General features: G+C 71.5%; 22 protein-coding genes. 10 read left to right on the top strand and 12 right to left on the bottom strand.

What is annotated here, in order from left to right; translation table 11 throughout:
- Window positions 1-23: 23 nt before the first annotated feature.
- A complete protein-coding gene (locus QRN89_RS13815; RefSeq protein WP_290349672.1) occupies window positions 24-1526 on the bottom strand; it encodes a peptide MFS transporter in 1503 nt (500 codons plus the stop codon).
- A 460-nt stretch (window positions 1527-1986) separates the two neighbouring features.
- On the opposite strand from QRN89_RS13815, the gene QRN89_RS13810 reads away from it, so the two are divergent.
- A complete protein-coding gene (locus QRN89_RS13810; RefSeq protein ID WP_290349671.1) occupies window positions 1987-2664 on the top strand; it encodes a response regulator transcription factor in 678 nt (225 codons plus the stop codon).
- Window positions 2665-2911: 247 nt separating this feature from the next.
- Window positions 2912-4180 carry a sensor histidine kinase gene (locus tag QRN89_RS13805; protein WP_290353698.1) on the top strand — a complete coding sequence of 423 codons (1269 nt, stop codon included), beginning with the start codon at window positions 2912-2914 and terminating at the stop codon, window positions 4178-4180.
- Window positions 4181-4272: 92 nt separating this feature from the next.
- Here the strand turns inward: QRN89_RS13805 and QRN89_RS13800 are convergent, their stop codons facing one another.
- Window positions 4273-4779 (bottom strand): GtrA family protein, encoded by a 507-nt coding sequence (locus tag QRN89_RS13800; protein WP_290349670.1) that lies wholly within the window; start codon window positions 4777-4779, stop codon window positions 4273-4275.
- 164 nt (window positions 4780-4943) lie between these two features.
- On the opposite strand from QRN89_RS13800, the gene QRN89_RS13795 reads away from it, so the two are divergent.
- Genes QRN89_RS13795 through QRN89_RS13785 form a run of 3 tightly spaced genes read left to right on the top strand, consistent with a single transcriptional unit; the run spans window position 4944 to window position 7825 of the window.
- Window positions 4944-6083 (top strand): 5-(carboxyamino)imidazole ribonucleotide synthase, encoded by a 1140-nt coding sequence (locus tag QRN89_RS13795; protein WP_356948630.1) that lies wholly within the window; start codon window positions 4944-4946, stop codon window positions 6081-6083.
- Window positions 6080-6619, top strand: coding sequence for a 5-(carboxyamino)imidazole ribonucleotide mutase (gene purE / locus QRN89_RS13790; RefSeq protein WP_290349668.1), 540 nt, complete (start codon window positions 6080-6082; stop codon window positions 6617-6619). Before QRN89_RS13795 ends, purE begins: the two co-directional genes overlap by 4 nt.
- Window positions 6620-6628: 9 nt before the next feature.
- Window positions 6629-7825: a dipeptidase gene (locus tag QRN89_RS13785; protein ID WP_290349667.1), complete on the top strand. Its 1197-nt coding sequence runs from the start codon at window positions 6629-6631 to the stop codon at window positions 7823-7825.
- A gap of 688 nt (window positions 7826-8513) precedes the next feature.
- Here the strand turns inward: QRN89_RS13785 and QRN89_RS13780 are convergent.
- Complete coding sequence (locus tag QRN89_RS13780) at window positions 8514-9026, bottom strand: CGNR zinc finger domain-containing protein (protein WP_290349665.1); 513 nt, start codon at window positions 9024-9026, stop codon at window positions 8514-8516.
- A gap of 96 nt (window positions 9027-9122) precedes the next feature.
- Between QRN89_RS13780 and QRN89_RS13775 the strand changes: the two genes are divergently transcribed.
- Window positions 9123-9485, top strand: a complete 363-nt coding sequence (locus QRN89_RS13775; protein ID WP_290349664.1) for a VOC family protein — start codon at window positions 9123-9125, stop codon at window positions 9483-9485.
- Between the two features lie 11 nt (window positions 9486-9496).
- Here the strand turns inward: QRN89_RS13775 and QRN89_RS13770 are convergent, their stop codons facing one another.
- On the bottom strand, window positions 9497-10837 hold the full coding sequence (locus QRN89_RS13770) for a UDP-glucose dehydrogenase family protein (RefSeq protein ID WP_290349662.1): 1341 nt from the start codon (window positions 10835-10837) through the stop codon (window positions 9497-9499).
- 167 nt (window positions 10838-11004) lie between these two features.
- On the opposite strand from QRN89_RS13770, the gene QRN89_RS13765 reads away from it, so the two are divergent.
- Window positions 11005-12162: an acyl-CoA dehydrogenase gene (locus QRN89_RS13765; protein WP_290349661.1), complete on the top strand. Its 1158-nt coding sequence runs from the start codon at window positions 11005-11007 to the stop codon at window positions 12160-12162.
- Between the two features lie 416 nt (window positions 12163-12578).
- Here QRN89_RS13765 and QRN89_RS13760 read toward each other — a convergent pair whose 3' ends face one another.
- From QRN89_RS13760 to QRN89_RS13750, 3 genes are all read right to left on the bottom strand, one after another.
- Window positions 12579-12800, bottom strand: coding sequence for a helix-turn-helix domain-containing protein (locus QRN89_RS13760; RefSeq protein WP_290349659.1), 222 nt, complete (start codon window positions 12798-12800; stop codon window positions 12579-12581).
- The gene (locus QRN89_RS13755; protein WP_290349658.1) at window positions 12800-13291 is read right to left on the bottom strand and encodes a DUF2975 domain-containing protein; all 492 of its coding nucleotides are present in this window, start codon (window positions 13289-13291) and stop codon (window positions 12800-12802) included. The genes QRN89_RS13760 and QRN89_RS13755 overlap by 1 nt, the downstream gene beginning before the upstream one ends.
- A 330-nt stretch (window positions 13292-13621) precedes the next feature.
- On the bottom strand, window positions 13622-14839 hold the full coding sequence (locus QRN89_RS13750) for an LCP family protein (RefSeq protein ID WP_290349657.1): 1218 nt from the start codon (window positions 14837-14839) through the stop codon (window positions 13622-13624).
- A gap of 119 nt (window positions 14840-14958) precedes the next feature.
- Between QRN89_RS13750 and QRN89_RS13745 the strand changes: the two genes are divergently transcribed.
- Entirely contained in the window at window positions 14959-15507 is a 549-nt protein-coding gene (locus tag QRN89_RS13745) for an acyl-CoA thioesterase (RefSeq protein WP_290349656.1), read from the top strand.
- A gap of 247 nt (window positions 15508-15754) precedes the next feature.
- Here the strand turns inward: QRN89_RS13745 and QRN89_RS13740 are convergent, their stop codons facing one another.
- Window positions 15755-17314 (bottom strand): LCP family protein, encoded by a 1560-nt coding sequence (locus tag QRN89_RS13740; RefSeq protein ID WP_435833253.1) that lies wholly within the window; start codon window positions 17312-17314, stop codon window positions 15755-15757.
- Window positions 17315-17502: 188 nt separating this feature from the next.
- Here QRN89_RS13740 and QRN89_RS13735 point away from each other — a divergent pair, with 188 nt between their 5' ends.
- On the top strand, window positions 17503-18540 hold the full coding sequence (locus QRN89_RS13735; RefSeq protein WP_290349654.1) for a glycosyltransferase family 2 protein: 1038 nt from the start codon (window positions 17503-17505) through the stop codon (window positions 18538-18540).
- Between the two features lie 172 nt (window positions 18541-18712).
- Here QRN89_RS13735 and QRN89_RS13730 read toward each other — a convergent pair whose 3' ends face one another.
- The 4 genes from QRN89_RS13730 to QRN89_RS13715 form a co-directional block, all read right to left on the bottom strand.
- Entirely contained in the window at window positions 18713-20395 is a 1683-nt protein-coding gene (locus QRN89_RS13730) for an LCP family protein (RefSeq protein ID WP_435833252.1), read from the bottom strand.
- Window positions 20396-20459: 64 nt separating this feature from the next.
- Complete coding sequence (locus tag QRN89_RS13725; protein ID WP_290349652.1) at window positions 20460-22190, bottom strand: LCP family protein; 1731 nt, start codon at window positions 22188-22190, stop codon at window positions 20460-20462.
- Window positions 22191-22422: 232 nt separating this feature from the next.
- Window positions 22423-23694: an LCP family protein gene (locus tag QRN89_RS13720; RefSeq protein ID WP_290349651.1), complete on the bottom strand. Its 1272-nt coding sequence runs from the start codon at window positions 23692-23694 to the stop codon at window positions 22423-22425.
- A gap of 444 nt (window positions 23695-24138) precedes the next feature.
- The gene (locus QRN89_RS13715) at window positions 24139-24891 is read right to left on the bottom strand and encodes a TIGR03089 family protein (RefSeq protein WP_290349650.1); all 753 of its coding nucleotides are present in this window, start codon (window positions 24889-24891) and stop codon (window positions 24139-24141) included.
- Between the two features lie 128 nt (window positions 24892-25019).
- On the opposite strand from QRN89_RS13715, the gene QRN89_RS13710 reads away from it, so the two are divergent.
- Entirely contained in the window at window positions 25020-26474 is a 1455-nt protein-coding gene (locus QRN89_RS13710) for a peptidoglycan recognition protein family protein (RefSeq protein ID WP_290349649.1), read from the top strand.
- Window positions 26475-26537 lie beyond the last annotated feature (63 nt).

Raw genomic sequence — 26537 nt, 5'->3', positions numbered from 1 at the left:
TCGCCGGCGGGATCCGCGTGACGTCAGTGGACGTCGCCCATGAGGGCGCGGATCTTCCTGCCCGCCATCATGAACGTCAGCCCGGCGACGATCGCGATGACCGCCCACATCGAGTAGTACGCGGCGTCGCCGAGCGGCTCGTTGAGCTTGGTGGTCCAGCCGTTCAGGGCGTTGCCCGTCGCGGTGGCCAGGAACCACAGACCCATGATCTGGCCGACGAACTGCTTCGGCGCCAGCTTCGTGGACAGCGACAGGCCCACCGGGGACAGGCACATCTCGCCGAGGGTCTGGACGAGGTAGACGCTCAGCAGCCAGAACACGGTGACCTTGCCGGTCTCGCTGTTCGCGGCAGCCGCGCCCGCCAGGCCCATGATGGCGAACGAGCCGCCGATGAGCAGCATCGCCAGGGCGAACTTCATCGGGGTGCTGGGCTCGCGGTTGCGCTTGGCGAGCCGGACCCAGACGGCGGCGAAGAGCGGGGCCAGGACGATGACCATGGCCGGGTTCACCGACTGGTACCAGGACGCCGGGAACTCCCAGCCGCCGATCATGCGGTCGGTCTTGTTGTCCGCGAACAGCGTCAGCAGCGAGCCCGACTGGTCGTAGATCATCCAGAACAGCACGGCCGTGGCGAAGAACCAGGCGAACGCCTGGATCTTGGGCTTGTCGGTCGCGGTCAGCGCGGGGTTCCGGTACATCGTGACGAAGTAGACGACCGGCACCACGATGCCGAGGACCGCCAGGACGTTGACGATGTGCTCGATGTCGTAGGTGCCGAGCAGCACGTCGACGGCGAGCGCGGCGACGGCCAGGCCGCCCCACAGCAGGACCTTGCGCAGCGCGGTCCGCTTCTCCTCCGGCGTCGCCGGGGTGCCGGGCTCCTTGCCGACGTCGCCGAGGTGGCGGCTGCCGAGCACGTACTGGACGACCGCCAGCGTCATGCCGATACCGGCGACGGCGAAGCCGAGGTGCCAGTTGACGTTCTCGCCGAGGTAGCCGACGACCAGCGGGGCGGCCATGCCGCCGATGTTGATCGCCATGTAGAAGAGCGTGAAGCCGGCGTCGCGGCGGGCGCTGGACTGGCCCTCGTAGAGCCCGCCGACCATGGCCGAGATGTTCGGCTTCAGCAGACCCGTACCGGCGGCGATGAGCACCAGGCCGGCGAAGAAGGCGGTGTCCGAGGGGATCGCCAGGGTGTAGTGGCCGAGGGCGATGACGATGCCGCCGACGAGGACGGCCTTGCGCGCGCCCCACAGGCGGTCGGCGATCCAGCCGCCGGGCATGGCGGCCATGTAGACGACGGCGTTGTAGACGCCGTAGATCGAGGCGGCCAGCGCCTCCCTGCCCTGGAGCGGTCCGTCGAGGACGCCCGCGACCAGATAGAGGACGAGGATGCCGCGCATTCCGTACCAGGAAAAGCGCTCCCACATCTCCGTCATGAAGAGCGTGGCCATACCGCGGGGGTGGCCGAGGAAGGTCTTCTCGCCAGGGGTGCTGGACGAGTCCTTCGTCAGGCTGGACGCCATGTCGATCCTTGCTGCTCGGGACGCGCCGCGTCGTGAGCGGTTTCCGCGCCCGGTGGGGGGCGGCCGGCACCGGCAGGGAAGCGGTCCCGCCCCCACGCCCGAGGGGCCCGTCCCCGACGGGGGACGAGGGACAGTCCTCACCGGGATCCACACCCCGCGCGCGTCGTCGCGTGCGGGGCCCGGCCCAGGTCATTCACGTTCGCGGAGGGGCTCACGCCGACTCCGCGCAGAAAAGAGACCTTTGGCGGCAGAAGCAGCCAAAGGTCCCCGAGTAGTGCTGTAGGCGCCTTGACACCATAAACCACGACAGCGACATGTTTAGACCACTTGAGAGAAGGATCACAGGCGGTCGCGGAACCGTCTGCCCACATTCGAAGGCGCCCACCAGGATCGCACCGTCGACCTCGGGGGCCTGCCCAGGACCCCCCTCAGCGTGAGCGCCGCGGACTACCATCACCCCATGACCCGTGTACTGCTCGCCGAGGACGACGCATCCATCTCCGAGCCGCTGGCGCGCGCCCTGCGCCGGGAGGGGTACGAGGTCGAGGTCCGCGAGGACGGCCCCACCGCGCTCGACGCCGGGCTCCAGGGCGGCGTCGACCTGGTCGTGCTGGATCTCGGGCTGCCCGGTATGGACGGGCTCGAGGTGGCGAGGCGGCTGCGTGCCGACGGCCACAGCGTGCCGATCCTGGTGCTGACCGCCCGCGCCGACGAGGTGGACACGGTGGTCGGCCTGGACGCCGGCGCCGACGACTACGTGACCAAGCCCTTCCGTCTCGCCGAACTGCTGGCCCGGGTCCGGGCGTTGCTCCGACGCGGTGCCACCGAGCCCGCCGCGGCCCCCGCGACGCACGGTGTGCGGATCGACGTCGAGTCCCACCGGGCCTGGATGGGCGACGAGGAGCTCCAGCTCACGGCGAAGGAGTTCGACCTCCTGCGTGTGCTGGTGCGGGACGCCGGGCGGGTGGTCACCCGCGACCAGTTGATGCGCGAGGTCTGGGACACCACGTGGTGGTCCTCCACGAAGACCCTCGACATGCACATCTCCTGGCTGCGCAAGAAGCTGGGGGACGACGCGGCGAACCCGAGGTACATCGCGACGGTCCGGGGCGTCGGCTTCCGCTTCGAGAAGAACTGAGCGACTTCGAGTTTCGGGAAGGACCGAGCCGCTTCGAGGAGAACCGACCGCCCGGGACCGAGCGCCCCGGGACTCCGGCTCCGGGACCGGGTGTTCCTGGACCACGGCTCCGGGACCGGGCGTTTCCGGGGCCCGGCTCCGGGCCCGGCCTCCCGAGGGCCGGGACCACCCGGTCCCAGGCCCGGACCGGCAAGGACCGCGGGTGCCCCGGCGCCCGTACGACCGCAAGACCCGCCCGGAGGGCACCGTGCGCCGCCGACTCATCAACTCCACCCTGGCCGTGGTGCTCGTCGTGATCGCCGTCTTCGGTGTGTCGCTCGTCATCGTCGAGACGCGGACCATCAGCAACAGCGCCCAGGAGAGCGTCGACTCCGAGGCGCTGCGTCTGGTCAGTGTCATCGAGGCCAAGGTGCTCGAGCACGAACGGGTCGACGACGGGGTGCTGGCCGACCAGATCGGCGCCGACCGGTTCGCCAGGATCGAGATCCCCGGCAGCCCGCCGGTCGAGGTCGGGCAGCGGCCGTCGGGCAGCGTGATCCGCGGCACCGCCACCGGCGAGCAGGGCGAGCGGGTCGTCGTCGAGGAGTCCCGCGCCACCGTCACCCGCGAGGTCGGCCGCTCCCTGATGATCATCGGGGCGGTGGCGCTGCTCGCCGTCGTCGCCGCCGTGCTGCTCGCCGTGCGCCAGGCCAACCGCCTCGCCTCGCCGCTGACCGATCTCGCCGAGACCGCGGAACGGCTGGGTTCCGGCGACCCCCGGCCCCGCCACAAGCGCTACGGGGTCCCCGAACTCGACCGGGTCGCCGATGTGCTGGACGCCAGCGCCGAGCGGATCGCCCGGATGCTCACCGCCGAGCGCCGGCTCGCCGCGGACGCCTCCCACCAGCTCCGTACACCCCTGACCGCCCTCTCCATGCGGCTGGAGGAGATCTCCGCCACCGACGACCCGGAGACCGTCAAGGAGGAGGCGAACGTCGCGCTCACGCAGGTGGAGCGGCTCACCGACGTGGTGGAGCGGCTGCTCACCAACGCCCGTGACCCGCGGACCGGGTCCGCCGTCGCCTTCGACCTCGACGAGGTCGTCAAGCAGCAGATCGAGGAGTGGCGCCCGGCGTACCGCAGCGCCGGGCGCGCCGTCGTCTGCTCCGGCAAGCAGGGGATGCGGGCCGTCGGCACCCCGGGCGCCGTCGCCCAGGTCCTGGCGGCCCTGATCGAGAACTCGCTGATGCACGGGGGCGGCACGGTGGCCCTGCGGACGCGGGTCACCGGCAACCAGGCCGTCATCGAGGTGACCGACGAGGGACCCGGCGTCCCGGCGGACCTGGGGGCGCGGATCTTCGAGCGCACCATCAGCGGGCGCAACTCCACGGGCATCGGGCTCGCCGTGGCCCGGGACCTCGCCGAGGCGGACGGCGGGCGGCTGGAGCTGCTGCAGCAGCAGCCCGCGGTGTTCGCCCTGTTCCTGAGCCGGGAGACGCGGCCGCGCAAGGAGGAGCCCGAGCGCACGGTGCGCTGAAGCCGCTCCGGGGCGGGGCGGGGGAGCGGGACGAGGCGAGCCGGGACGAAGCGGGCGAGGCGCGTGAGGAGCGGGACGAGGCGAGCTGCGGGTCAGCTGCCGACGCGGTCGGGCTGCTCCGTACGCTGCTCCAGGAACGACTCCGCGGTCTGCACGGCCTCGCGGGCCGGCAGGGCGCGGAACACCCAGGTGCGGTACGACCAGAAGCGGAACAGCGTCGCGACGGCGATCCCGAAGAACTTGAAGAAGTTGCTCTGCAGCGGGCTGTCCCAGCCGAACCCGTAGGTCGCGACGTACAGCACACCGTTCTCGATCACCAGTCCGACCGCGCTGAACAGCAGGAACAGGGTGAGTTCCTTGGTGCGGCCGCTCTTGTCCCGGTCCCGGTACGTGAAGTAGCGGAAGCCCACGTAGTTGAACAGGATCGCGATGACGGTGGCGAGGAGGCTGGCGCGCACGACCGGGATCTCGGTGGTGTGCCGCAGCAGGTTGAAGACCGCCATGTTGACCAGCAGGCCCAGGCCGCCGACCGCGCCGAACTTGGCGACCTCGCGCGCGAGCCGGTTCAGTCGCACACGCAGTGCGGCCCGTTCGCTCATGGTGTTCGCTGGTCCCGTCCGGTCGACTACGTCAACCAGACCACTCTAACCAGCACCTCCCCCGCGTGCCCGATGGACGTCCACGAAGGGGTGCACGGTCTTGTTGGATCATACGAAGCCATGGGGTGGGCAGGACCGTACGGAGCTCCGGATACCCTGGGAGGGTGACGTTCCCCGTAGTCGGCATGGTCGGCGGTGGACAGCTCGCCCGTATGACACACGAGGCAGGCATCCCCCTCGGCATCAGGTTCAAGCTCCTCAGTGACACCCCCCAGGACTCGGCGGCCCAGGTGGCCGGCGAGGTCGTCGTCGGCGACTACCGAGACCTGGACACGCTCCGCGATTTCGCCCGCGGCTGCGACGTGATCACCTTCGACCACGAGCACGTGCCCACCGAGCACCTGCGGGCCCTGGAGGCGGAGGGCATCCCCGTGCGCCCGGGCCCCGACGCGCTCGTGCACGCCCAGGACAAGGGCGTGATGCGCGCACGGCTCGACCGGATCGGCGCGCCCAGCCCGCGTCACCGCATCGTCGCCGACCCGGCGGACGCGGCGGCCTTCGCGGCGGAGGTCGGGGGCTTCCCCGTGATCCTCAAGACCGTGCGCGGCGGCTACGACGGCAAGGGCGTGTGGTTCGTCCGGAGCGAGGAGGACGCCGAGCCGCCGTTCCGCGCCGGCGTGCCCGTCCTCGCCGAGGAGAAGGTCGACTACCGACGCGAGCTCGCCGCCAACGTCGTCCGCTCCCCGCACGGCCAGGCCGTCGCGTACCCCGTCGTGGAGTCGCGGCAGGTCGACGGCGTCTGCGACACCGTCATCGCCCCCGCGCCTGACCTCGGCGAGGAGCTGACCGGGCAGGCCCAGCAGCTCGCCCTGCGCATCGCGCGGGAGCTCGGCGTCGTCGGCCATCTGGCGGTCGAGCTCTTCGAGACCACGGACGGCCGCATCCTCGTCAACGAGCTGGCCATGCGCCCGCACAACTCCGGGCACTGGACCCAGGACGGCGCCATCACGTCCCAGTTCGCCAACCATGTGCGGGCCGTCCTCGACCTCCCCCTCGGCGACCCCCGCCCCCGGGCGAAGTGGACGGTCATGGCGAACGTCCTCGGCGGCGACTACCCGGACATGTACCAGGGCTATCTGCACTGCATGGCCCGGGACCCGCAGCTGAAGATCCACATGTACGGCAAGGACGTGAAGCCCGGCCGCAAGGTCGGCCACGTCAACACCTACGGCGACGACCTGGACGACGTGCTCGCGCGCGCCCGTCACGCGGCCGACTACCTCAGAGGAACGATCACCGAATGACCAGCGCTCCCGGTTCGGCCCCCCTCGTCGGCATCGTGATGGGCTCGGACTCCGACTGGCCCGTCATGGAGAACGCCGCCCAGGCCCTGGACGAGTTCGAGATCCCGTACGAGGTGGACGTCGTCTCCGCGCACCGCATGCCGCGCGAGATGATCGCGTACGGCGAGCAGGCGGCCGACCGCGGGCTGAAGGCGATCATCGCGGGCGCGGGCGGCGCCGCCCATCTGCCCGGCATGCTCGCCTCCGTCACCCCGCTGCCGGTGATCGGCGTGCCGGTGCCGCTGAAGTACCTCGACGGCATGGACTCGCTGCTCTCGATCGTGCAGATGCCCGCCGGTGTGCCCGTCGCGACGGTGTCGGTGGCCGGGGCGCGGAACGCGGGTCTGCTCGCGGCCCGGATCCTCGCGACGCAGGACGCCGACCTGCTGGCCAGGATGCGGGACTTCCAGCAGGAGCTGAACGACCAGGCGACGGAGAAGGGCAAGCGGCTGCGCAGCAAGGTGGAGGGGGCCGCGGGCTTCGGGTTCGGCAAGTAGGCTGCGACCGTGGATTTTCTCGCCGAGGCCCGTTCCCTGCTCACATCCTTTCCCGTCGTGGACGGCCACAACGATCTTCCGTGGGCCCTGCGCGAACAGGTCCGCTACGACCTGGACCGCCGCGACATCGCGACCGACCAGACGGGCAGCCTGCACACCGACATTCCGCGGCTGAGGGCCGGCGGCGTCGGAGCGCAGTTCTGGTCGGTGTACGTGCGCAGCGACATGGCCGGTGACGAGGCGGTCAGCGCCACGCTCGAGCAGATCGACGTGGTGGACCGGCTGCTGGACCGCTACCCGGCGGACCTGGTGCGCGCCCTGACCGCCGACGACATGGAGTCGGCGCGCAAGGAGGGCCGTATCGCCTCCCTCATGGGGGCGGAGGGCGGCCACTCCATCAACAACTCGCTCGCCACGCTGCGGGCGCTGCACACGCTGGGCGTCCGCTACATGACGCTGACGCACAACGACAACAACGACTGGGCGGACTCGGCGACCGACGAGCCGCGCTTCGGCGGACTGTCGCCGTTCGGCCACGAGGTCGTGCGGGAGATGAACCGCACGGGCATGCTCGTCGACCTGTCGCACGTCGCGCCGACGACGATGCGGGACGCGCTGGACACGTCCGTCGCCCCGGTGATCTTCTCGCACTCCTCCGCCCGGGCGGTCTGCGACCATCCGCGGAACATCCCCGACGACGTGCTGGAGCGGCTCCCCGCGAACGGCGGCGTGGCGATGGCCACGTTCGTCCCGAAGTTCGTCCTGCCGGAGGCGGTCGCCTGGACGCGCGCGGCGGACGAGAACATGCGGGAGCACGGCCTCCACCCCCTCGACACGACCGAGGCGGGCATGAAGGTCCAGCGGGCGTACGAGGCCGCGAACCCGCGCCCGATGGCGACCGCGGCCACGGTCGCGGACCACCTGGACCACATGCGCGAGGTGGCCGGGATCGACCACATCGGCATCGGCGGCGACTACGACGGCACCGCGTTCACCCCGGCCGGCCTGGAGGACGTCGCCGGCTACCCCAACCTGATCGCGGAGCTCCTTCGCCGCGGCTGGTCCCACCCGGACCTGGCCCAGCTCACCTGGCAGAACGCGGTCCGCGCCCTCCGCGACGCGGAATCCGTGGCCCTCGACCTCCAGTCGCGCCGCGCCCCCTCGAACGCGACGCTCCACTCGACGGCGAGCTCGCCCAGGGCGTAGTCGTCGGGGCGGTGAGCCCTGCGGTCGGTTGGGGCGCCGAGCCCTGCCGTCGGTTGGGACGGTGAGCCCTGCGGTCGGTTGGGACGGTGAGCCCTGCCGTCGGTGACGGATCACCGAGCCCCTGCCATTGGTCACGAGGCGCCGAGCCCTTGCCGCCGGTCAGGGGGTGCTGTGCTCTGGCCCCCGTCGGGCTCTTCGTGTGGGCAGGCTGTCTCGCGCCGGTCCGGGCACTCAAGGGAGCGGCAGCGCTGCGTCTCGTCTGCTGCGATCCGGATCCAGGTCCGGCGACGAAGCCCTTCGCGCCAGCGGAGCGGCGCCGCCTCCGTGACGCCTCAATGGCGGTGCTGTCGAGCCCGCCGCCGGTTCGGCGTCGGCGACCTGCGGCACTCCGCCGAGCGGGACGCGCCCGCACAGCGTGCTCGCGCCTTGCCCTCGGGCACCGGGCCCGGCCGCCGGTCACGGGGCGCCGTGCCCCGCGCGGGGGCCGGGCAAGCGGATGATCGCGACCGCGATGATGTCCCACGGCGCCGCGCGCGGTCCGGGCGCCGACGGGTGCGGCAACGCTGCGGCCCGTCGCTCGTCCGCCGGGCCACCCCACGTCGCGCCCACCCGAAGCTCCCACGCCGACATCCCGCCCGTCATGGCGCGGGGCGTGCCGCACGGCCCGGTCCCCGCACGGGCCGGTCCGCTAACCGCCTCGCCGCGCGCGATACGCGCGCATCTTCGCGCGGCTGCCGCAGACCGCCATGGAGCACCAGCGGCTGCGGCCCGCCGGGCTGCGGTCGTAGTACGCCCAGAGGCAGTCCTCCGCCTCGCACGCCTTCAGACGCAGCCAGGTCCCTTCGGCCGTCGCCTCCGCGATCGCCGCCGCGACGCGGGAGAGCAGCGAGGCCGGGTCGGTGGTCGGGCGGAGGGTCACGGCGCCCGTGTCGTCCACGGAGACGCGCAGCGGCGCTCCGGTCAGGATCCGGTCCAGGTCGGCGGCGCGGCGGCCCGGTGAGGAGTGGCCGGCGTGTGCCAGGCACGCGGCCCGCAGCGCCTCGCGCAGCTCCCTCGCGGCCGGCACCTCCGCCTCGGTGAGACCGAAGGCCGCGCGCCCGGCCTCGGTGTCCAGCCTGTCGGCGGCCGTGTCGACGCTCAACGTGTTGACCAGGGACTCGATCAGCGCGAGCCCTCCGGGAGCCGGAGCCCTGTCGTTCATGGTTGCGACGTTACCCGCACTGCGGGACCATGTGGTCACTGGTTACCGGTTCAGAGCGGATACCGGTAACCATCCGTCCGTACGAGAGGAAGCACCATGGCCATCGCCACACTGGGTACCGTCGTCCTGGACTGCGCCGACCCGCGCGCACTCGCCGCCTTCTATGCCGAGATCCTGGGCGCGCGGGCGGAGCCGGACGGCGACGACTGGATCTCCCTCACCGGGTACGAGGGCACGCCCCTCGCCTTCCAGGCCGCCCCGGGGCACACCGCTCCCGAGTGGCCGTCGCCCGGATCCTCGCAGCAGTTCCACCTCGACCTGACCGTCGAGGACCTGGACGCCGCCGAGGCGCGGGTGCTGGCGCTCGGCGCCAAGCCGCTGGACGCCGACGACCGCTCACGGGGCTTCCGTGTCTACGCGGATCCCGCCGGGCACCCGTTCTGTCTCTGCGCCTGCTGACGCCGAAGCGCTCAGGCGCGGGGCCGGCCCATCGCGCGGTACGTCCAGCCGGCCTCGCGCCACTTCGTCCCGTCCAGCGCGTTCCGCCCGTCGAGAAGGATCCGCCGGGACGCCACCTCGCCCAGCACGGCCGGGTCGAGCTCACGGAACTCGCGCCACTCCGTCAGATGCAGCACGACGTCCGCGCCGCGGACGGCCTCCAGCGCGCTGTCCGCGTAGCCGAGCGTCGGGAACACCAGGCGGGCGTTGGCCATGCCCTTGGGGTCGTAGACCGTGACCTGGCCGCCCTGGAGGTGGATCTGGCCGGCGACGTTCAGCGCCGGCGAGTCGCGGACGTCGTCGGAGTCCGGCTTGAACGTCGCGCCCAGGACCGCGACCCGCGTGCCCAGGAACGATCCGCCGCCCACGGCCTCCCGGGCGAGCTCCACCATGTGCCCGCGCCGGCGCATGTTGATCGAGTCGACCTCGCGCAGGAACGTCAGCGCCTGGTCCGCGCCGAGTTCGCCGGCGCGCGCCATGAACGCCCGGATGTCCTTCGGCAGACAGCCGCCGCCGAAGCCGATCCCGGCGCGCAGGAACTTGTTGCCGATCCGCTCGTCGTGGCCGATCGCCTCGGCCAGCTTCACCACGTCGCCGCCGGCCGCCTCGCACACCTCCGCCATGGCGTTGATGAACGAGATCTTCGTCGCGAGGAACGAGTTCGCGGAGGTCTTCACCAGCTCCGCCGTCGGGAAGTCGGTCACCACGAACGGCGAGCCCTCGGCGATCGGCGTGGCGTACACCTCGCGCAGCACCTTCTCGGCCCGCTCGCAGTCCACACCCACCACGATGCGGTCCGGGTGGAGGGTGTCCCGCACGGCGAAGCCCTCGCGCAGGAACTCCGGGTTCCACGCAAGGTCCACTCCTTCGGGGGCATGATCGGCGAGCAGACGGGCGAGCCGGTCCGCCGAGCCCACCGGGACGGTGGACTTGCCCACGACCAGCGCACCGCCCTTCACGCGCGGCGCCAGCGAGGCGAAGGCGGCGTCCACGTAGGACATGTCGCAGGCGTACTCGCCGTGCTTCTGCGGGGTGTTCACACAGACGAAGTGGACGTCGCCGCCGAATTCCTCCAGCTCGTCCCACGAGGTGGTGAAGCGCAGCCGCCCGCTGGAGCCCTCGATCCCGGCCACATGGCGCGTGAGCAGTTCCTCCAGGCCGGGCTCGTACATCGGGACCCGGCCCGCGGCCAGCATCCCGACCTTCTCCGGCACCACGTCGAGGCCCAGGACCTCGAAACCCAGCTCCGCCATGGCCGCTGCGTGGGTGGCGCCGAGGTACCCGGTGCCGATCACGGTGATCTTGAGGACCATGGGATTGCTCCTGGGGGGACGGAGGGAGTGCGGGCCCGAGCATAACCGGGAGCGCGCAAGGGCATTTTTCCGCTGTCAGCAAGCTCACGTATGCCTGGTCGGGGCGCGCCCACTAAAATTTGGGTTACTTAACGGTAGTTAGCAGTGGCTCAGGGGAGTGAGAGACCTTGGCGGGAACGCCTGACTTCGATCTGTACCGTCCGTCCGAAGAGCACGACATGCTCAGGGAGACGGTCCGCTCGCTGGCCGAGGCGAAGATCGCGCCGTTCGCGGCCGCGGTCGACGAAGAGGCCCGCTTCCCGCAGGAGGCCCTGGACGCGCTGGTCGCCTCCGACCTGCACGCCGTGCACGTGCCGGAGGAGTACGGCGGCGCCGGCGCCGACGCGCTCGCGACCGTGCTCGTCATCGAGGAGGTCGCCCGCGTCTGCGCCTCGTCCTCGCTGATCCCCGCCGTCAACAAGCTGGGCTCGCTGCCGGTGATCCTCTCCGGCTCCGAGGAGCTGAAGAAGAAGTACCTGGGCCCGCTCGCCAAGGGCGACGGGATGTTCTCGTACTGCCTCTCCGAGCCGGACGCGGGCTCCGACGCCGCCGGAATGAAGACCCGCGCCGTGCGCGACGGCGACTTCTACGTCCTCAACGGCGTGAAGCGCTGGATCACCAACGCCGGTGTGTCCGAGTACTACACGGTCATGGCCGTCACCGACCCCGAGAAGCGCTCCAAGGGCATCTCGGCCTTCGTCGTCGAGAAGTCCGACGCGGGCGTGTCGTTCGGCGCCCCGGAGAAGAAGCTCGGCATCAAGGGCTCCCCGACCCGCGAGGTCTACCTCGACAACGTGCGCATCCCCGCCGACCGGATGATCGGCGCGGAGGGCACGGGCTTCGCCACGGCCATGAAGACCCTGGACCACACCCGCATCACGATCGCGGCGCAGGCCCTCGGCATCGCGCAGGGCGCCCTCGACTACGCCAAGGGCTACGTCCAGGAGCGCAAGCAGTTCGGCAAGCCGATCGCCGACTTCCAGGGCGTCCAGTTCATGCTGGCCGACATGGCGATGAAGATCGAGGCCGCCCGTCAGCTGACGTACGCGGCCGCGGCCAAGTCCGAGCGCAACGACAGCGACCTCACCTTCCAGGGCGCCGCCGCCAAGTGCTTCGCCTCGGACGTGGCCATGGAGGTCACCACAGACGCCGTCCAGCTCCTCGGCGGCTACGGCTACACCCGCGACTACCCGGTCGAGCGCATGATGCGCGACGCCAAGATCACCCAGATCTACGAGGGCACCAACCAGGTCCAGCGGATCGTCATGGCCCGCAACCTGCCGTAGCAGGTTTTTTGCAGGTCAGGCGGCGTTCTGAGGTTCCTCGGAGCCGTTCTCGGCTTCCTGCCCCTTGTGGCCCGACCAAGGCCGCTGCTGGGCGTCACGCTGGGGGAGGTCCTGGCGAGCGAGCGCTCCGGAAACGGGCGCTGACCAGCACAAACAGCACAGCCCCCGGCCGTGATGCCGGGGGCTGTCGTCGTAGGCGGATCAGGCGACCGCGCTGACGCCTCCGTGGGGTCATCTGCACCGGGCGCCAGCATGGTCGCGATGGCTGCCCGGCCGCGCTGATCGGCCGCGCTGATCGGCCCCCTCGGTACAGGGGCCGATCAGCGCCTGGTCCGTGCAGGTCAACCGGAATCTGCCCAACGGGGTCAGGGCGGTGCTGCGGGTGATCGGCGATCCACGGCCGGCCCTGGGGCGCGTCATCCGCCCGCGGCATCCTCGGCCTCCCAGCGCAGCAGGTCGCCCGGCTGGCATGTGAACACCTCGCAGAGCGCGGCGAGCGTCGCGAAGCGCACCGCCTTGGCGCGGCCGTTCTTGAGTACCGCCAGATTGGCGGGCGTGATCCCTACACGGTCCGCGAGCTCGCCCACGGTCATCTTCCGCCTGGCCAGCATCACGTCGATGTCGACGACGATTGGCATCAGATCACCTCGTCCAACTCGGCCTGCATCTGCGCCGCTTCGGCGTCGCGCGCGACGGCCTGGACGAGCAGCATCCGCAGCACGAGCACGATGAGCGCGACCCCCAGGATGGCCACGCCGACCCCGCCCATGATGACGGTGACGCCCGGGTCGTCCCGCTGGCCCGGCGCATTGAGGACCGTGACCGCGAACCACAACAGGGCAGCCGCCACGATCGCGCCGATCACGCCGTCCACGTACCGGAAGGCGGCATGGGAGAACACGGTTCCGCGTCGCACCATCGTCACCAGCCGCCAAACGCAGACCAGGGCGACCTGGGCCGACACCATGCCCAGGACCGTGATCACACGCAGCGGGGTCAGCGGGAGCGACCCGTCCTCCGGGTCGCTCCCGCTGACCAACACCCACACCGTCCCTGCCTGTACGAACACGGTGGCGGCGAGCACCACCACGAGCACGGCACGAAGCGCACGCACTGCCAGCTTTCCCATGACCCACCCTTCCATCGAGTTGCGATGGAAATCTATCGAATTTCGATAGGTGGAGCAAGGGTTCGGGACGGGGGTGGGAGGCGTTTCGCACCGCGGCGGGACGCCGCCCCGCCCGTGGCATTGCGTTCGCGCGAACCGTCCTGATCTTGTCGGAGTCGGCCTCGCTCGAGCACGAATCGGACGCCACCCGACTGTGCCGAAGCCCTGCCCCCGCCCGCGAGGATCGGTCCCCGGACCGGCGAGGGGCCGTCGCCCGTTCATGGCGACGGCCCCTCGTGCCGGTCCGTGAGCGACCGCGGTCCGCGGCGGTGCCCAGCCGTGTCCGCCGTGTCAGTCGGCGGTGACGGTGACCTTCTCGTCGTTCTTGATCTGGTTCACCAGCTGGCGGACCTTCTCCTTGTCCCAGACCAGGTTCCCGCCGCGGCTGCCGGAGATCGGTATGTTCATCGACTTGCCGTCGCCGCCGCTGATGCCCTTCATGGCGAAGAACATCTCACCGAGGTCGAACAGGGACATGTCCTTGTCGACGATCAGGGTGTCCAGGCCCGAGCCCAGCGTCGGGTAGAGCTTGAACGGATTGAGGACCGTGCCCGGGGTCGCGGCCTGGTTGGCGAGCGCGGCGAGGAACTTCTGCTGGTTCTTCGTGCGGTCCAGGTCGCTGCCGGCGAAGGCGTACCGGGTGCGGACGAAGGCGAGGGCCTGCTCGCCGTTCAGGGTCTGCTTGCCCGCCTGGAAGTCGGCGCCGGACTTCTTGTCCTTGAAGGCCTTGGGGATGTCCATCTCGACACCGCCCAGGGAGTCCACGATGTTCGCGAAACCGGCGAAGCCGATCTCCGCGTAGTGGTCGATCCGCAGGCCGGTGTTGTGCTCGACGGTGCGGACCAGCAGTTCGGGGCCGTCCTCCGCGTACGCCGCGTTCAGCTTCACCCGGCGGCCCTCGGCCGGGAAGGTCTTGCCGGACTCCGAGCCCACGAAGGACGGGATCTCCACGTCCGAGTCGCGGGGGAGCGAGATCATGGTGTTCCCGCTGCCGCAGGCGGCGAGGATCATCATCGAGTCGGTGCGCTTGCCGTCGGCGGAGCCGGTGTGCAGGCGCTTCTTGTCCTCCGACGACATGCCCTCGCGGCTGTCGGAGCCCACGATCAGGTACGTCGTGCAGTCGCCCTCCTCGGGCCGCTCTATGACCTTGGAGAGGTCGACCTCGCGGCGCATCTTGGAGTCGGCCCAGAAGTACGTGCCTATGGAGACCCCGAGTGCCAGCACGAGCACGGTGATCGTGCCGACCTTGAGACGCCGGCGCCAGTCGGGCGCCGGGCGGCCGTAGGCGGGCGGCTCGTCGTGGCCGCCGTTCCCGCCGGGGCCCCGGCCGGCCGGGGAACCGTAGACCTGGCCCGTGTTGTACCCGCTGTCGTAAGGGGCGTCGTACCTGTCGTCGTACCCCTGCGGCTGCTGCGGGATCGGGCGTCGCTGCACATGGCGCATCGCACGCGGCCCCTCGGGTTCCGCGCCCCGGCTGCCGTGTCCGTATCCATCGGGCCAGTCATTCATGCGGAACAGTGTGCAGGCCGTGGCCGAAAGCCCGACAGGGCGGGTGACGAATCGCACCGGGGCTGTTGCGAACCTGATGCAATGCGGCGGCGCTCGGGGGCCCGCATAGGGTGGAGGGCATGACAGACCAGGCCCAGCGCCCGGAGAGCGATATTCCGGGTAAGCCGACATCGGCTTCGCGTACGACCCTCAGCCACATCATGACGCACAGTGACACCAATCTTCTCGGGACGGTGCACGGCGGAGTGATCATGAAATTGGTGGACGACGCGGCGGGGGCCGTCGCCGGCCGGCACTCCGGCGGACCGGCGGTCACGGCCTCCATGGACGAGATGGTCTTCCTGGAGCCGGTCAGGGTCGGGGACCTCGTGCATGTGAAGGCCCAGGTCAACTGGACCGGCCGGTCCTCGATGGAGGTCGGCGTCCGGGTGCTCGCCGAGCGCTGGAACGAGTCCACCCCCGCGACCCAGGTCGGCTCCGCGTACCTGGTCTTCGCCGCCGTGGACGCGGACGGCAAGCCGCGTCCCGTCCCGCAGGTGGTCCCCGAGACGGAGCGCGACAAGCGGCGCTACCAGGAGGCGCAGATCCGCCGCACCCACCGGCTGGCCCGACGCCGCGCGATCAAGGAACTCCGCGAGCGGCGCGCGGCCGAGGGGTACGAGGACTGACGCGCTCCCCGGGGCCCGCGCTCGGTGCACGGGGCCGGACTCCTCCGCGGCGCCGGCGTCAAGTCACGTGTGGGGCCTCCTCGGCGCCCTCGCCGGGGAGGAACGACGCGCCCGGGGTGGCCGGGGCGCTCCGGCGTCCGGGCGTCCCGTCCCCTCCCGGCGGCCCCGGTGCTCAGGCGTTCGGGCGGCCGCGCGCCCGGTGCCCGGGAACCGCCCGTCGACGGCCCGGCGCCCCGCCCCCGGGGCGTCAGCGGCAGAGGACCTCGTCGCCGGTGATCGCTCCGAAGACGCCCCTGGCGCGCGGGGTGTCCGCCCGGACCGGGGTCACCGAGGTGAAGCCGGAGCCCGCCGTCACCTTCAGCGTCGGGCCCTGGCCCTTCACGGGGCGCAGCTCGGCGCCGGGCAGCGCCACCGCCAGGGACCTCGCCGAGCGGTCCCATCGCGGGTCGTAGGTGATGAAGGTCCGCTTCACGCTGCGGTCGCTGCCGTTCAGCGGGGCCCGCGTGGTGTCGAACCCGGTCGCCTTCAGGGCGCTGTCCACCCGGGAGCCGAGCCCGTCCAGCTGCGTCCCGTTGTAGACCTGCACCCGGATCTGCTTCGGCGGGACGTCGACGACCTTGGTGGCACGGGCGGACGCCTCCTCCCGCGGGCGCTCCGGCGCGAGCGGCCTGTCCTCGCGCAGGGCGCGGAAGAGCCGCTCCGCCTTCACCGGGTCCCATTTCACCGTCGAGCCGACGCCCTTCACCGGGAAGCTCGGGTCCTTGACGGGCACGGAGACGAACTCCGTGGACGCCGGTGTGAAGCTCCGCATCGCCTTGCCGAGCGTGAGCAACTGGTCGGTGCCGAAGCCCCGGTCGGCCCGTACGGAGTTCAGCGCCGCCGTGCCGACCTGGCGGAACTTCACCGGGTTCAGCAGCACCCCGCTGCCGGTGGCCTGCTGCACGAGCGCCGCGACGAACCGCTGCTGCCGCTGCATCCGCCCCAGGTCGGCCGCCCCGTCGACATGGCGCGCCCGCACGTACTGCAGTGCCCGCGCGCCGTCCAGCCGGTGCGTGCCCGCCTTGAGGTCGAGGCCGGAGTGGGTGTCCTTCATCGGCCGGACCGTGCAGACCTCCACCCCGCCGACCGCGTCGACGGTCTTCATGAAGCTGCGGAAGTCGACCTCGAGGTAGTGGTCCACCTTCACCTTCGTCAGGTCCTCGACGGTCCGTACGGTCAGCGCGGGCCCGCCCTCCGCGTACGCGGCGTTCAGCTTCACCGCGTGCCGTCCGTGCTTCCTGCCGGTGGTGAGGTCCGTGTGGGCGGGGATCTCCGCGTACGAGTCACGGGGGAGGCTGACGATGCTCGCCCGCTCCCGGTCCTCGGAGATGTGCACCAGCATGACCGTGTCGGTGCAGCGGCAGGGGGCGCCGCCGAGCCGGTACCGGTGCCGCTCCTCCTTGGTGATCGTGTCCCGGCCGTCGGTGCCGACGAGCAGGATGTTCATCCCGTTCCCGTCCTCCGGCCGGTTCTTCATGTCCTTGAACGGGTCGACCCGGCCGATGCCGCTGTCCAGCCCGGTCACCAGGGCGTGACCGATGCCACCCACGCCGAGCACGAGCACCGAGAGGGTCGTCACCACCCGCATCCCCCAGCGGGGCCGCTCCTCCTGCCCCCGCCCACGGGGGCGCGGGGCCGGCCCCCGGCGGTTCCTCCCCGCCGCCTGCCGCTGTGCCGCCGGTCTCGGGCGGCCCGCCGTCGGCCCGGGAACCGGCCTCGAACGGGCCGCCGCCGGTCGCGGACGGGGCGAGCGGGGCGGTGTGGGCACGAGGGGCACCTCCGCGGGGCAGCAGACCGGTGATCCTGAGCACCGTAGGCCCATACGATCTGCGGCAGGGGGAGGCCGAGGGGAGGCGCGCATCGGTGTCCCCCGTTCGCGGTAACGTGGCGGGCGACGCCGCTGTCTCCCCGAGGCCGTTGTCTCCCGGGGGACGACCCCAGGACCCCGAGGAACTCATGCCAGCCGCCCCGCCCGCCGTCTCCGTGATCATGCCGGTCCTCAACGAGGAACGTCATCTGCGCGACGCCGTCCGCCACATCCTGCAGCAGGACTACGCAGGCGAGATGGAGGTGGTGATCGCGCTCGGCCCGTCGACGGACCGCACCGACGAGATCGCCGCCGAGCTGGTGCGCGAGACGGCGTCGAATCCCTGGGGCCGGGTGCACACGGTCCCCAACCCCACCGGCCGTACGCCCGCGGCGCTCAACGCCGCGATCAAGGCGTCCCGCCACCCGATCGTCGTCCGCGTCGACGGACACGGCATGCTGTCGCCGAACTACATCGCGACCGCCGTCCGGCTCCTGGAGGAGACCGGTGCGCAGAACGTCGGCGGAGTCATGCACGCCGAGGGCGAGAACGACTGGGAGCACGCCGTCGCCGCGGCGATGACCTCGAAGATCGGCGTCGGCAACGCCGCCTTCCACACCGGCGGTGAGGCGGGCCCCGCCGAGACCGTGTACCTGGGCGTCTTCCGCCGCGAGGCACTGGAGCAGCAGGGCGGCTACAACGAGGAGTTCATCCGCGCCCAGGACTGGGAGCTGAACTTCCGCATCCGCGAGGCGGGCGGCCTCATCTGGTTCTCGCCCGAGCTCAGGGTCCAGTACCGGCCGCGCCCGTCGGTGAAGGCGCTCGCCAAGCAGTACAAGGACTACGGCCGCTGGCGCCATGTCGTCGCCCGCTACCACTCCGGCTCGATCAACCTCCGCTACCTCGCCCCGCCGACCGCCGTCTGCGCGATCGCCGCCGGCCTGGTGGTGGGCGCGACGCTGACCCCGCTCGGCTTCGTGATCCCCGGCGGCTACCTCGCGGCGATCACGGCGGGCTCGCTCCCGGCGGGCAGCGGCCTTCCGTGGAAGGCCCGCGTCCGGATCCCGTTGGCGCTGGCGACCATGCACATGTCGTGGGGCTTCGGCTTCCTGACGAGCCCGCGCTCGCTGGCGAGGAAGGTCATCGAGAGCCGCCGGCCGGCGGTGAAGGCGCCGACGCAGGCCTGACGCCGCGGGACGACGGCGAAGCACGGGGCCCGGCCGATGCGCAGCGCATCGGCCGGGCCCGTTCCCGAGGAATCAGCCGCCGTGCGGAGCCGTACGGGACGGCCGCCGCCGGCGGACCACCGGGTGCAGCCGCGGGCCCCCGGGTGAACGGAGCACAGGGCCCAGCCGCGGGCTACCAGGTGAACCCGGGCTGCACGGGCATGCAGGCCTTGGTGTTGCCGGCGCTGAGCGGATTCGCCGACGACGGGGCCTTGCCGTCGTCCTTGGCCGCGGACTTCGGGTAGGCGGCGCCCTCGCGCCAGTCCGCGCCCACCACCAGCGTCACGCGTGAGACGTCCGTGGACTTCCTCACCGACGACACGGGCAGTCCGACGGCCTTGGCGACCGCCTGCGCGTCGCCCGCGAGTTCCGCGCTCGGGTAGAACACCGCGGTCCGGTCCTGCGGGTTGGTCTGCCTGTCCGCCGTCGCCCGGGTGAAGCCCTTGCCGGAGAGGACACCCGCGACCTCCGTCGCGCGGCCCCTCGCCGCCCCCAGCTCGTCCGTGTAGGTGCCGTTCTGCACGCTCACACCGATGTCGCCCGGCGCCGCGGCGGGGTCCGCGGGCGCGGCCGGCGCCTTGCGCTTGGACGCCTTGCCGTCGAGCGGGATGTCCTCACGCACCATGCGGAACACCTGCTCGGCGTCCGGCTGCAGGGGTTCGACCTTGCCCGCGAACCGGGGCCGCTGGGTGTAGAAGTTGGGCATCGTCGTCATCGTGATGCGCTCGGTCGGGACCTGCTTGAACTCCTCGGCGAGGTCGTACAGCTTCGCCACCGTGTCCAGACCCGCGTCGACCGTGAGCGCGGACGTGGCCGCCTCGGCCAGGTTCCGCAGCTTGGCGGGGTCGGTGAGCTTGGTGCTCTTGCGCAGCTCACGCACCATCGAGTTCATGTACATGTGCTGGGCTTCCGTACGGGCCAGGTCGGTGCCGTCCTTGAAGCCGTAGCGCGTGCGCAGCCACTGCAGCGCCTGCTCGCCCTTGACCGAGGTCGTCCCCGCCTTCAGCTTGAGCCCGGAGCCCTGCCCGGTGCTGTTGCGGGAGTGGACGTTCTGCCGGACGCAGACGGGTACGCCGCCGATCGCGTCGGCCATGGACACGACGCCGGCGAAGTCGACCTGCATGAAGTGGTCGATGGTGATGCCGGTCAGCTTGTACCAGGTGGCCACCGTGCAGCCGGGCCCGCCGCGCTGGAGGGACTCGTTGGTGAGCGTCCAGCCGGTCGCCCTGAACACCTTGCCGTTGCGGTCCGTGCACTCCGGGATCTTCAGGACGGTGTCGCGGGGCATGCTGATCACCGACATGTTGCTGCGGTCGGCGGACAGATGGACGAGCATCTGCACATCCGCCAGCGGGGGCCCGTCGAAGCTGTCCCTGGCGCCGCCGAGTGCCTTGTTCGCCGCCGAGTCGCGTGCGTCCGATCCGATCAGCAGGATGTTCAGCGGTGTCTGGCCGGCGGCGTTCGCCTTGTGGTCGGCCATCCCGTTCTTGCCGAGGTTCAGGTCGTCCGTCTTGATGTTGGCGTTGAGGTGCTCGTAGTAGAGGTAACCGGCCCCCGCCGTCCCGAGTATCAGCAGCGAGAGCACGGAGGCGACCCACCGGAGCGTCCGGCGTCTGCCGCGTCTTCCCGGGCCGCCCGGATTGCCGCGCGGCCGGGTACGTCGGCCGCTCCCGCCGGCCGGGGCGGCGGAGGGTGAGGACCCCTCCCCGCCGTCGTCCGTGCCGGCGGCACCGCCCCGCTCCTCCACGCTGCGGCTGCCGGCCCGGCCCTGCTCTCCCGCGTGCCCGACACGCTCCCGCGTGTCCTCCCCTTGCACGCTGCTCCGTCCCACCCCTGGCCCCCCTGTCTTCAGGCGCGCCGTGCGACCCGGTGCTCCGGGGTCACTTGGCGCACACCTGCTTGTCTGCTTCGACCTTGTCCACCGGCGCCTTCGCCGGTGCGGTGATGGGCACCCCCGCGCCCTTGAAATCGGCACCGAGCGTGAGGACCATCGCCTCCGTGCCCTCGGCGTCCTCCGTACCGGGCTTGAGCGCCGTGGCGGGCAGCCCCATGAGATCCGCGAGCTTACGGGCCTGATCGGCCTGGTTCGGCGCGTACTCCAGTGTCGTCCTGGCCGTCTTCTCCGGGGCGTTGCTCTTGTTGGTGGACTTGAGCACGCCCTTCTCCACCTGCAGCCAGTTGAGCGTCTTCTGCGCCGCTCCCGGGGTGTCGCTGCCGTTGTAGACGTCGACCCGGACCGCGGAGGCGTCGGCCCGCGGGCCCTTGAGCAGAGCGGCCTGCTTGTTCTTGGCCGCGGACTCCTTCTTCTTGACCTCGGTGAAGGAGATGTCGTTCTGGAGCATGCTGAACACCTGCGGCGCCTTGACCTGGTCGAGGAGGACGGTCGCACCGTCCGTGTTGTCGACCACCGGCACCGTCGCGAAGCTGATGTGCTTGACGTCGATCTTGCCGAGTTCCTGGGCCATCGCCGTCAGCTTGGGGATGTCACCGATCGCGCTGTCGACGGTGAGCGCCTCGGTCGCGGCCTCCGCGACCGCGAACATCTTCTTCGGGTTGCCGAGCGTGTCTTCCTTCATCTGCCGGATCATCGACGCCACGAACTGCTGCTGCTGCTTGATGCGGTCGAGGTCGCTCTCGTTGCCGAGGCCGTGCCGGTTGCGGACGAAGGCGAGCGCGTCCTCGCCCGCGACCTTCTGCGTACCGGCCGGCAGATCCAGCTTGGAATCCTTGTCCTTGATGGGCTTGGCCAGGCAGATCTCCACGCCGCCGACGGCGGTCGAGAGCGTCTTCACCGCGTTGAAGTCGGCCATCATGAAGTGGTCGACCGGAACGCCCGTCATCTGCTTGATCGTGCGCATCGTGCAGCCCGGGTCGCGGCCCCCGACGCCGAAGCTCTCGTTGAAACGGACGTTCTGGGAACCCTTGATTATCTTGGTCGAGCCGTCGGGCTGCTTCGTGGGGCAGTCCGGGATGTCGGTGATGAGGTCGCGCGGAATGCTCAGCGCGGTCGCGTTGGTGCGGTCCTCGGAGACGTGGAAGAGGAACGTCGTGTCGGCGTGGCCGCTGCTGCCCTTGTCGCCGTACCCCTCGTTGCCCGAGCCAGTGCGCTTGTCGGTGCCGAGGAGAAGGATGTTGACGGGGCCGTCCTTGGTGATGCCCTTTGAACCGGCGTCACCGACGTCCACCGTGTTGAGGTTCCCGTTGAGCCGGTCGTACAGGTAGTACGCGAAGCCCGAGCCGGCGATGAGGACGAAGGCCATCACGCCGCCCGTCCACAGCATCGCCTTCTTCTTCCGGCTCTTCTGCGTCTTGCGCTTCCGGCGTCCCGCGGCGGTCTGCTGCGCACCGCGTCCGCCGTCGCCGCCGGGCGGATTGCCGCCGCGCGCGGAGCGCCGTGAGCGCTGCCCCGGAACCTCGGCGGTCGCGGGAGTGGCACCGGAAGGGCCGCGGCGGCCGGCAGTTCTCGACGAGGCGGCGCCGGCGGAGCGGGAGGAGGCCGGCTTCGGAGCGGAACGATCCAGTCGCAGCTCGTAATTACCCGTCTGCGGGTTGAGTACCCACTGGTCGGCGGGGTCGATCTCGTCCGCCTGCCCACGGCTCTGCGCATCCACGGTTGCTTGAGTCCTCCGTCGGTGCCACGCGCGGCGTCCCTCCCCCCGGGAGACGCTCGATTCGTCGGTCCGGTTGTGTGCGACCTCGGCCTGGCAGGCCGGATGTACCGGATCGCGTCACACTATCCGCCCAGTTCAGCGCCGGGCGACGTCCGTGACAAATTCCACGCCCCTTACAACCGGGCAATCCACTCAATCTTCATGGACTGCCTGTGACTCTTTGGGCAGGGCTTTACTTGCACAGGGCGGATGTCGCGTTGGTGCCGGAGAACGTGGGCGTCGCCGAAGGGTTCTGCGACCCCGTCCCGCTGTCACGTTCCGTGTCCCCGGAGGTGCTCGCCGTGGTCTCCTTGGGCACCACACGCACCGGGGCGTCCTTGCGCAGCCGCTCGAAGAGCCTGCTCGCCGCCGGCTGCGCGAGGACGTCGCGGTTGGGGTCGTACGGGTAGGACCGGCGCGGCACGGTCAGGAACTGCACCCGCTCCGTCGGCACCCCGCGCAGGGAGCGGGCGAGGTCGAAGAGGTCCTTCAGGGAGTCCAGGCCCGGATCGGTGGTGAGCGACCGGGTCGCCGCGTCGAGCACCGGGTAGAGGCGGGCCGGGTTGAGCAGGACCCCGTTGCTCTGCACCTTGTTGAAGAGCGCGCCGAGGAACTGCTGCTGCCGGTCCATGCGTTCCGTGTCGCTGCCGTTGCCGAGGGACTTGCGGGCGCGGACGTAACCGAGGGCCTGCTCGCCGTTCAGGGTCTGCTTGCCGGCCTTCAGCCGCAGATGCGCGTCCGCGTCGTCGATGGACGCCGGCAGGCAGACCGTCACCCCGCCCACGGCGTCGACCATGCTCTTGAAGCCGTGGAAGTCGACGACCATGTGGTGGTCGACCCGGACACCGGTGAGCCGTTCCACGGTACGGATCGTGCACGCCGCTCCGCCGAGGGCGAAGGCCGAGTTGAACTGCGCGTACTGGGCCCGGCTGCGGGTGCCCTGGGCGGTACGGCAGCTCGGGATGCCGACCAGCAGGTCGCGCGGCACGGACACGGCGGTCACACTGCGGCGGTCGCCCGCGATGTGCAGCAGGATCGTGGTGTCGGAGCGCTGGACGCCCTTGTCGCGGCCGTACTTGGCGTTGTCGGCGCCGGCGCGGCTGTCCGAGCCGATGAGCAGGATGTTCTGCGCGCCGTGCGGCGCGGGCAGGGGCCGTTCCTTGTCGTAGCGCTCCAGTTCCTCCACGGCGGTCAGGTCCGTCGTGATGTTGGCCTCGAGCTTGCGGTAGAGCCACCAGCCGACGCCCGAGACCAGCAGGACGAGGAGCGAGACGCCGAGCGCGACCCACCGCAGACTCCGGCGCCGTCGCCTCTTCCCGTTCCCGTTGCCGTTCCCGCGCCCTCCGCCGCCCGCGCCGGAGCCGTCACCGGCGGCGTGCTCCGCGGTGTCGTCCGGTTCGGCGGGCGTGCCGGCGCTGTCGGTCACGTGGTGTCCGTCCTCGCGGTGGTCTGTCGCAGTACCCACCGCCGATGATCCAACGGACCCGCCGCCGCGGCCTGCGGGCCCGGGGCGCACTGGGCCGAACGGGTGAACTCCGGGCCGCTCGCCGGCCGACGTCGCAGGTCAGAGCGTTGGGCGTGCATGGGCGGGGGAATCGGGAGCCGACGCGGTGCGAGCCCGTTGAGGCGTGAGCCGGGGCGCGGCGGACACACCGAGGGCGATCCCTCTCGGCCTCGGGCGTCCTCCGTGGCCCGCACGTGAGTGCGGCCGCGCCGCGCTTCCGACCCAGCCGCGCCCGGCCGCGAGCGCGCCGGCTCCGCGACCGCGGTGCGCCGAGCCCGCCTCCCTGCACGAGAGGACGGGGCGCCGCCCCGGGCGAAGGACCAGAGCGCCGCCGTGTGCTCGGCCGGCCCCGGTGTGCAGGGCCCGGGTCTTCGTGGCCGCGGACCGGACCCTCGCGTCCGCGGATCAGACCGCCGTGCCCGTCACCCGCTCGCTCTCCACGCGCTTCTCGAGGTCCGGCGCCGGCAGCCGGTCCAGGTTCCGGCAGAGCACGACCGAGCCGCCGGACGCGAGCGGTGCGTACAGTCCGGCGGACAGCCCCTCCCAGGTCGCGTACTCCCGCCCGGACAGCAGCCGGGACCCGGGCGCCAGGCCCAGCTCCGCGGCGTCCGCACGAGCGCGCTCCACGAGCTCGGCCCCGGTGAACTCCGTGCCTCCGACCGCCAGTGCGGCAGCGTCCGCGTCCACGGGTGCGTACGGGGCGAACCGGTCGCCCTGGCCGGGCACCTCCACCGCGTAGTCGGTGAAACCCTCGGGCGGCTGCGGGAACCGGCCGCCGAGCGGGCGCAGCGCCAGCGCGATCCGCTCACCGGAGCAGGCACGGGCCGCGTCGAGCGTGTCCGGCCCGCTCACGACCAGGTCCGCGGCCGACGGGTCGCCGCCGACGTCCGCGACGACCCCCACCGAGGAGCAGGCGAGCAGCCACACCGCGGTCTGCCAGTGCGCCGGCAGCAGCAGAGCGAGCCGGTCGCCCGGCCCGGCGGACAGATCGTCCTGGAGGAGGTTCGATGTCTTGGCCACCCAATTGGCGAAGGTGGCGACGGACAATTCCACGCGCTCACCGGTGGCATCGTCGTAGAAGGTGACCAACGGGCGTGCGGGGTCCGCGGCGAGCGCGGATCGCAGCAGGTCGGCTGGGGTGCGGTCGCTGGCGTTCACCCGCGCAAGGGTACGCCGCGGCCACCGCGGCGGTGCCGCCGTCCCGGTGACGGCGTCCCCCGGACGGGCCGACGGTGCCGCCGGTTTCCCGGCGGGCGGATCCCCGGCCGCCGCCCAAGGATCGTGCCATGCGTGCCTACCTTGCATCCTCCATCGGTGTCGCCTGTACCGCCGCCCTCGTTCTCCCCGCGCTCACCCCCGTGGCCTCGGCCGCGCCACGCGTGCCGGATCTCCCGGGCTCGACGCAGTCGTTGCCCCTGGTCCCGTTGCCCGGCTACGAGCGCTCGGTCGGCGGGGCGGCCGCCCAAGGTCTGCCGCAGCGCGAGACCCGCCCGTTCTCCCTCGTCGGTGTCGTCTGGGAGGACCCGGACAGCGAGCTCCACGGCTCGGTCCAGGTCCGCACCCGCGCCACCGGCTCGGGCGAGTGGTCGGAGTGGCAGGACGTGGAGACCCACGACTTCGAACACGCACCGGACCCCGGCTCCGAGGAGCGGGCCGAGGGCACGGTGCGCGGTGCGACCGCCCCCCTGTGGGTCGGGGACTCGGACGCCGTGGCGGTCCGGGTGCGGCCCGAGTCCGCTCCCGGCGCGACCGGCTCCGCCACGCCTCCCCTCCCCGAGGGCCTGCGGCTGGAACTCGTCGACCCGGGCGACGAGCCGGAGAACCCGCAGGCCGGCGTCCCCCGCTCGGAGAACCCGCAGCCCGGCAGCGCGGAGAACCCACCACCCGGCAGTGCGGAGAACCCCGTGCCGCTGAACCCCCCGGAGCGGCCCGAGATCCCCGTGCCCGGCGAAGGCGTGTACGAGGAGCTGCCCGGAGCCGTGGGAGATCCGGCCCTCGCCGCGTCGCTCACGCCCGAGTCGGCCGCGGCGTCCGCGGTCAACGCGGACCTCGCGCCGCTCGGCGCCGACGCGATCCTCCCGCTGACGAAGGCGGAGACGGCGGCGGAGGCCACGGCGTACGGCGTCGCCAAGCCGTACATCGGACCCCGGCCGGGCATCGTCACGCGCAAGGGCTGGGGTGCCAACGAGGCCCTGCGGGAGAAGCAGTTCGTCTACACGAAGACCGTCCAGGCCGCCTTCGTCCACCACACCGCCACGGGCAACCGGTTCACCTGCCAGCAGTCGGCCTCCGTCCTCCGCAGTATCTACCGCTACCACGTGGAGAGCAGCGGCTGGCGGGACATCGGCTACAACTTCGCCGTCGACAAGTGCGGAAACATCTACGAAGGAAGGGCAGGAGGCGTGGCCAAACCGGTCCTCGGCGCACATACGCGCGGTTTCAACACGAACAGCATGGGCATCGCCGTGCTCGGAACGTACAGTTCGACCACTCCGCCCAGGGCCGCGGTGGACGCCATCGCCAAACTCACCGCGTGGAAGCTCGGGCTTTTCGGGGCCAACCCGAAGGCGACGACATATCTCACGTCAGGCGGCGGCAACAGATACGCGAAGGGTACGAAGGCCAAGCTCAACGTCATCTCCGGTCACCGGGACGGGTTCTCCACGGACTGCCCGGGCACCCGCCTCTACGGCCAACTCGGCACGGCCCGCGCGGTCGCGGCCAAACTGCAGGGCCGCTGAGGACCCATCCTCGTCGCACAGGGCGTCCGCCGGACCGATTGGTCCGGCGGTGCCGCATACGTA

This window comes from Streptomyces sp. HUAS CB01, from assembly GCF_030406905.1.
Taxonomy (GTDB): Bacteria; Actinomycetota; Actinomycetes; order Streptomycetales; family Streptomycetaceae; genus Streptomyces; species Streptomyces chengbuensis.
This window is presented reverse-complemented; position numbering and strand designations above follow the sequence as displayed.

What these genes read in the sequence shown, in the direction of transcription:
- QRN89_RS13735 (WP_290349654.1), top strand. Translation starts at nt 17,503, where the DNA reads ATGCCAGCCGCCCCGCCCGCCGTCTCCGTGATCATGCCGGTCCTCAAC.
- purE (WP_290349668.1), top strand. Translation starts at nt 6,080, where the DNA reads ATGACCAGCGCTCCCGGTTCGGCCCCCCTCGTCGGCATCGTGATGGGC.
- QRN89_RS13815 (WP_290349672.1), bottom strand. Translation starts at nt 1,526, where the DNA reads ATGGCGTCCAGCCTGACGAAGGACTCGTCCAGCACCCCTGGCGAGAAG.
- QRN89_RS13745 (WP_290349656.1), top strand. Translation starts at nt 14,959, where the DNA reads ATGACAGACCAGGCCCAGCGCCCGGAGAGCGATATTCCGGGTAAGCCG.
- QRN89_RS13710 (WP_290349649.1), top strand. Translation starts at nt 25,020, where the DNA reads ATGCGTGCCTACCTTGCATCCTCCATCGGTGTCGCCTGTACCGCCGCC.
- QRN89_RS13770 (WP_290349662.1), bottom strand. Translation starts at nt 10,837, where the DNA reads ATGGTCCTCAAGATCACCGTGATCGGCACCGGGTACCTCGGCGCCACC.
- QRN89_RS13800 (WP_290349670.1), bottom strand. Translation starts at nt 4,779, where the DNA reads ATGAGCGAACGGGCCGCACTGCGTGTGCGACTGAACCGGCTCGCGCGC.
- QRN89_RS13750 (WP_290349657.1), bottom strand. Translation starts at nt 14,839, where the DNA reads ATGAATGACTGGCCCGATGGATACGGACACGGCAGCCGGGGCGCGGAA.
- QRN89_RS13775 (WP_290349664.1), top strand. Translation starts at nt 9,123, where the DNA reads ATGGCCATCGCCACACTGGGTACCGTCGTCCTGGACTGCGCCGACCCG.
- QRN89_RS13810 (WP_290349671.1), top strand. Translation starts at nt 1,987, where the DNA reads ATGACCCGTGTACTGCTCGCCGAGGACGACGCATCCATCTCCGAGCCG.
- QRN89_RS13760 (WP_290349659.1), bottom strand. Translation starts at nt 12,800, where the DNA reads ATGCCAATCGTCGTCGACATCGACGTGATGCTGGCCAGGCGGAAGATG.
- QRN89_RS13755 (WP_290349658.1), bottom strand. Translation starts at nt 13,291, where the DNA reads ATGGGAAAGCTGGCAGTGCGTGCGCTTCGTGCCGTGCTCGTGGTGGTG.
- QRN89_RS13780 (WP_290349665.1), bottom strand. Translation starts at nt 9,026, where the DNA reads ATGAACGACAGGGCTCCGGCTCCCGGAGGGCTCGCGCTGATCGAGTCC.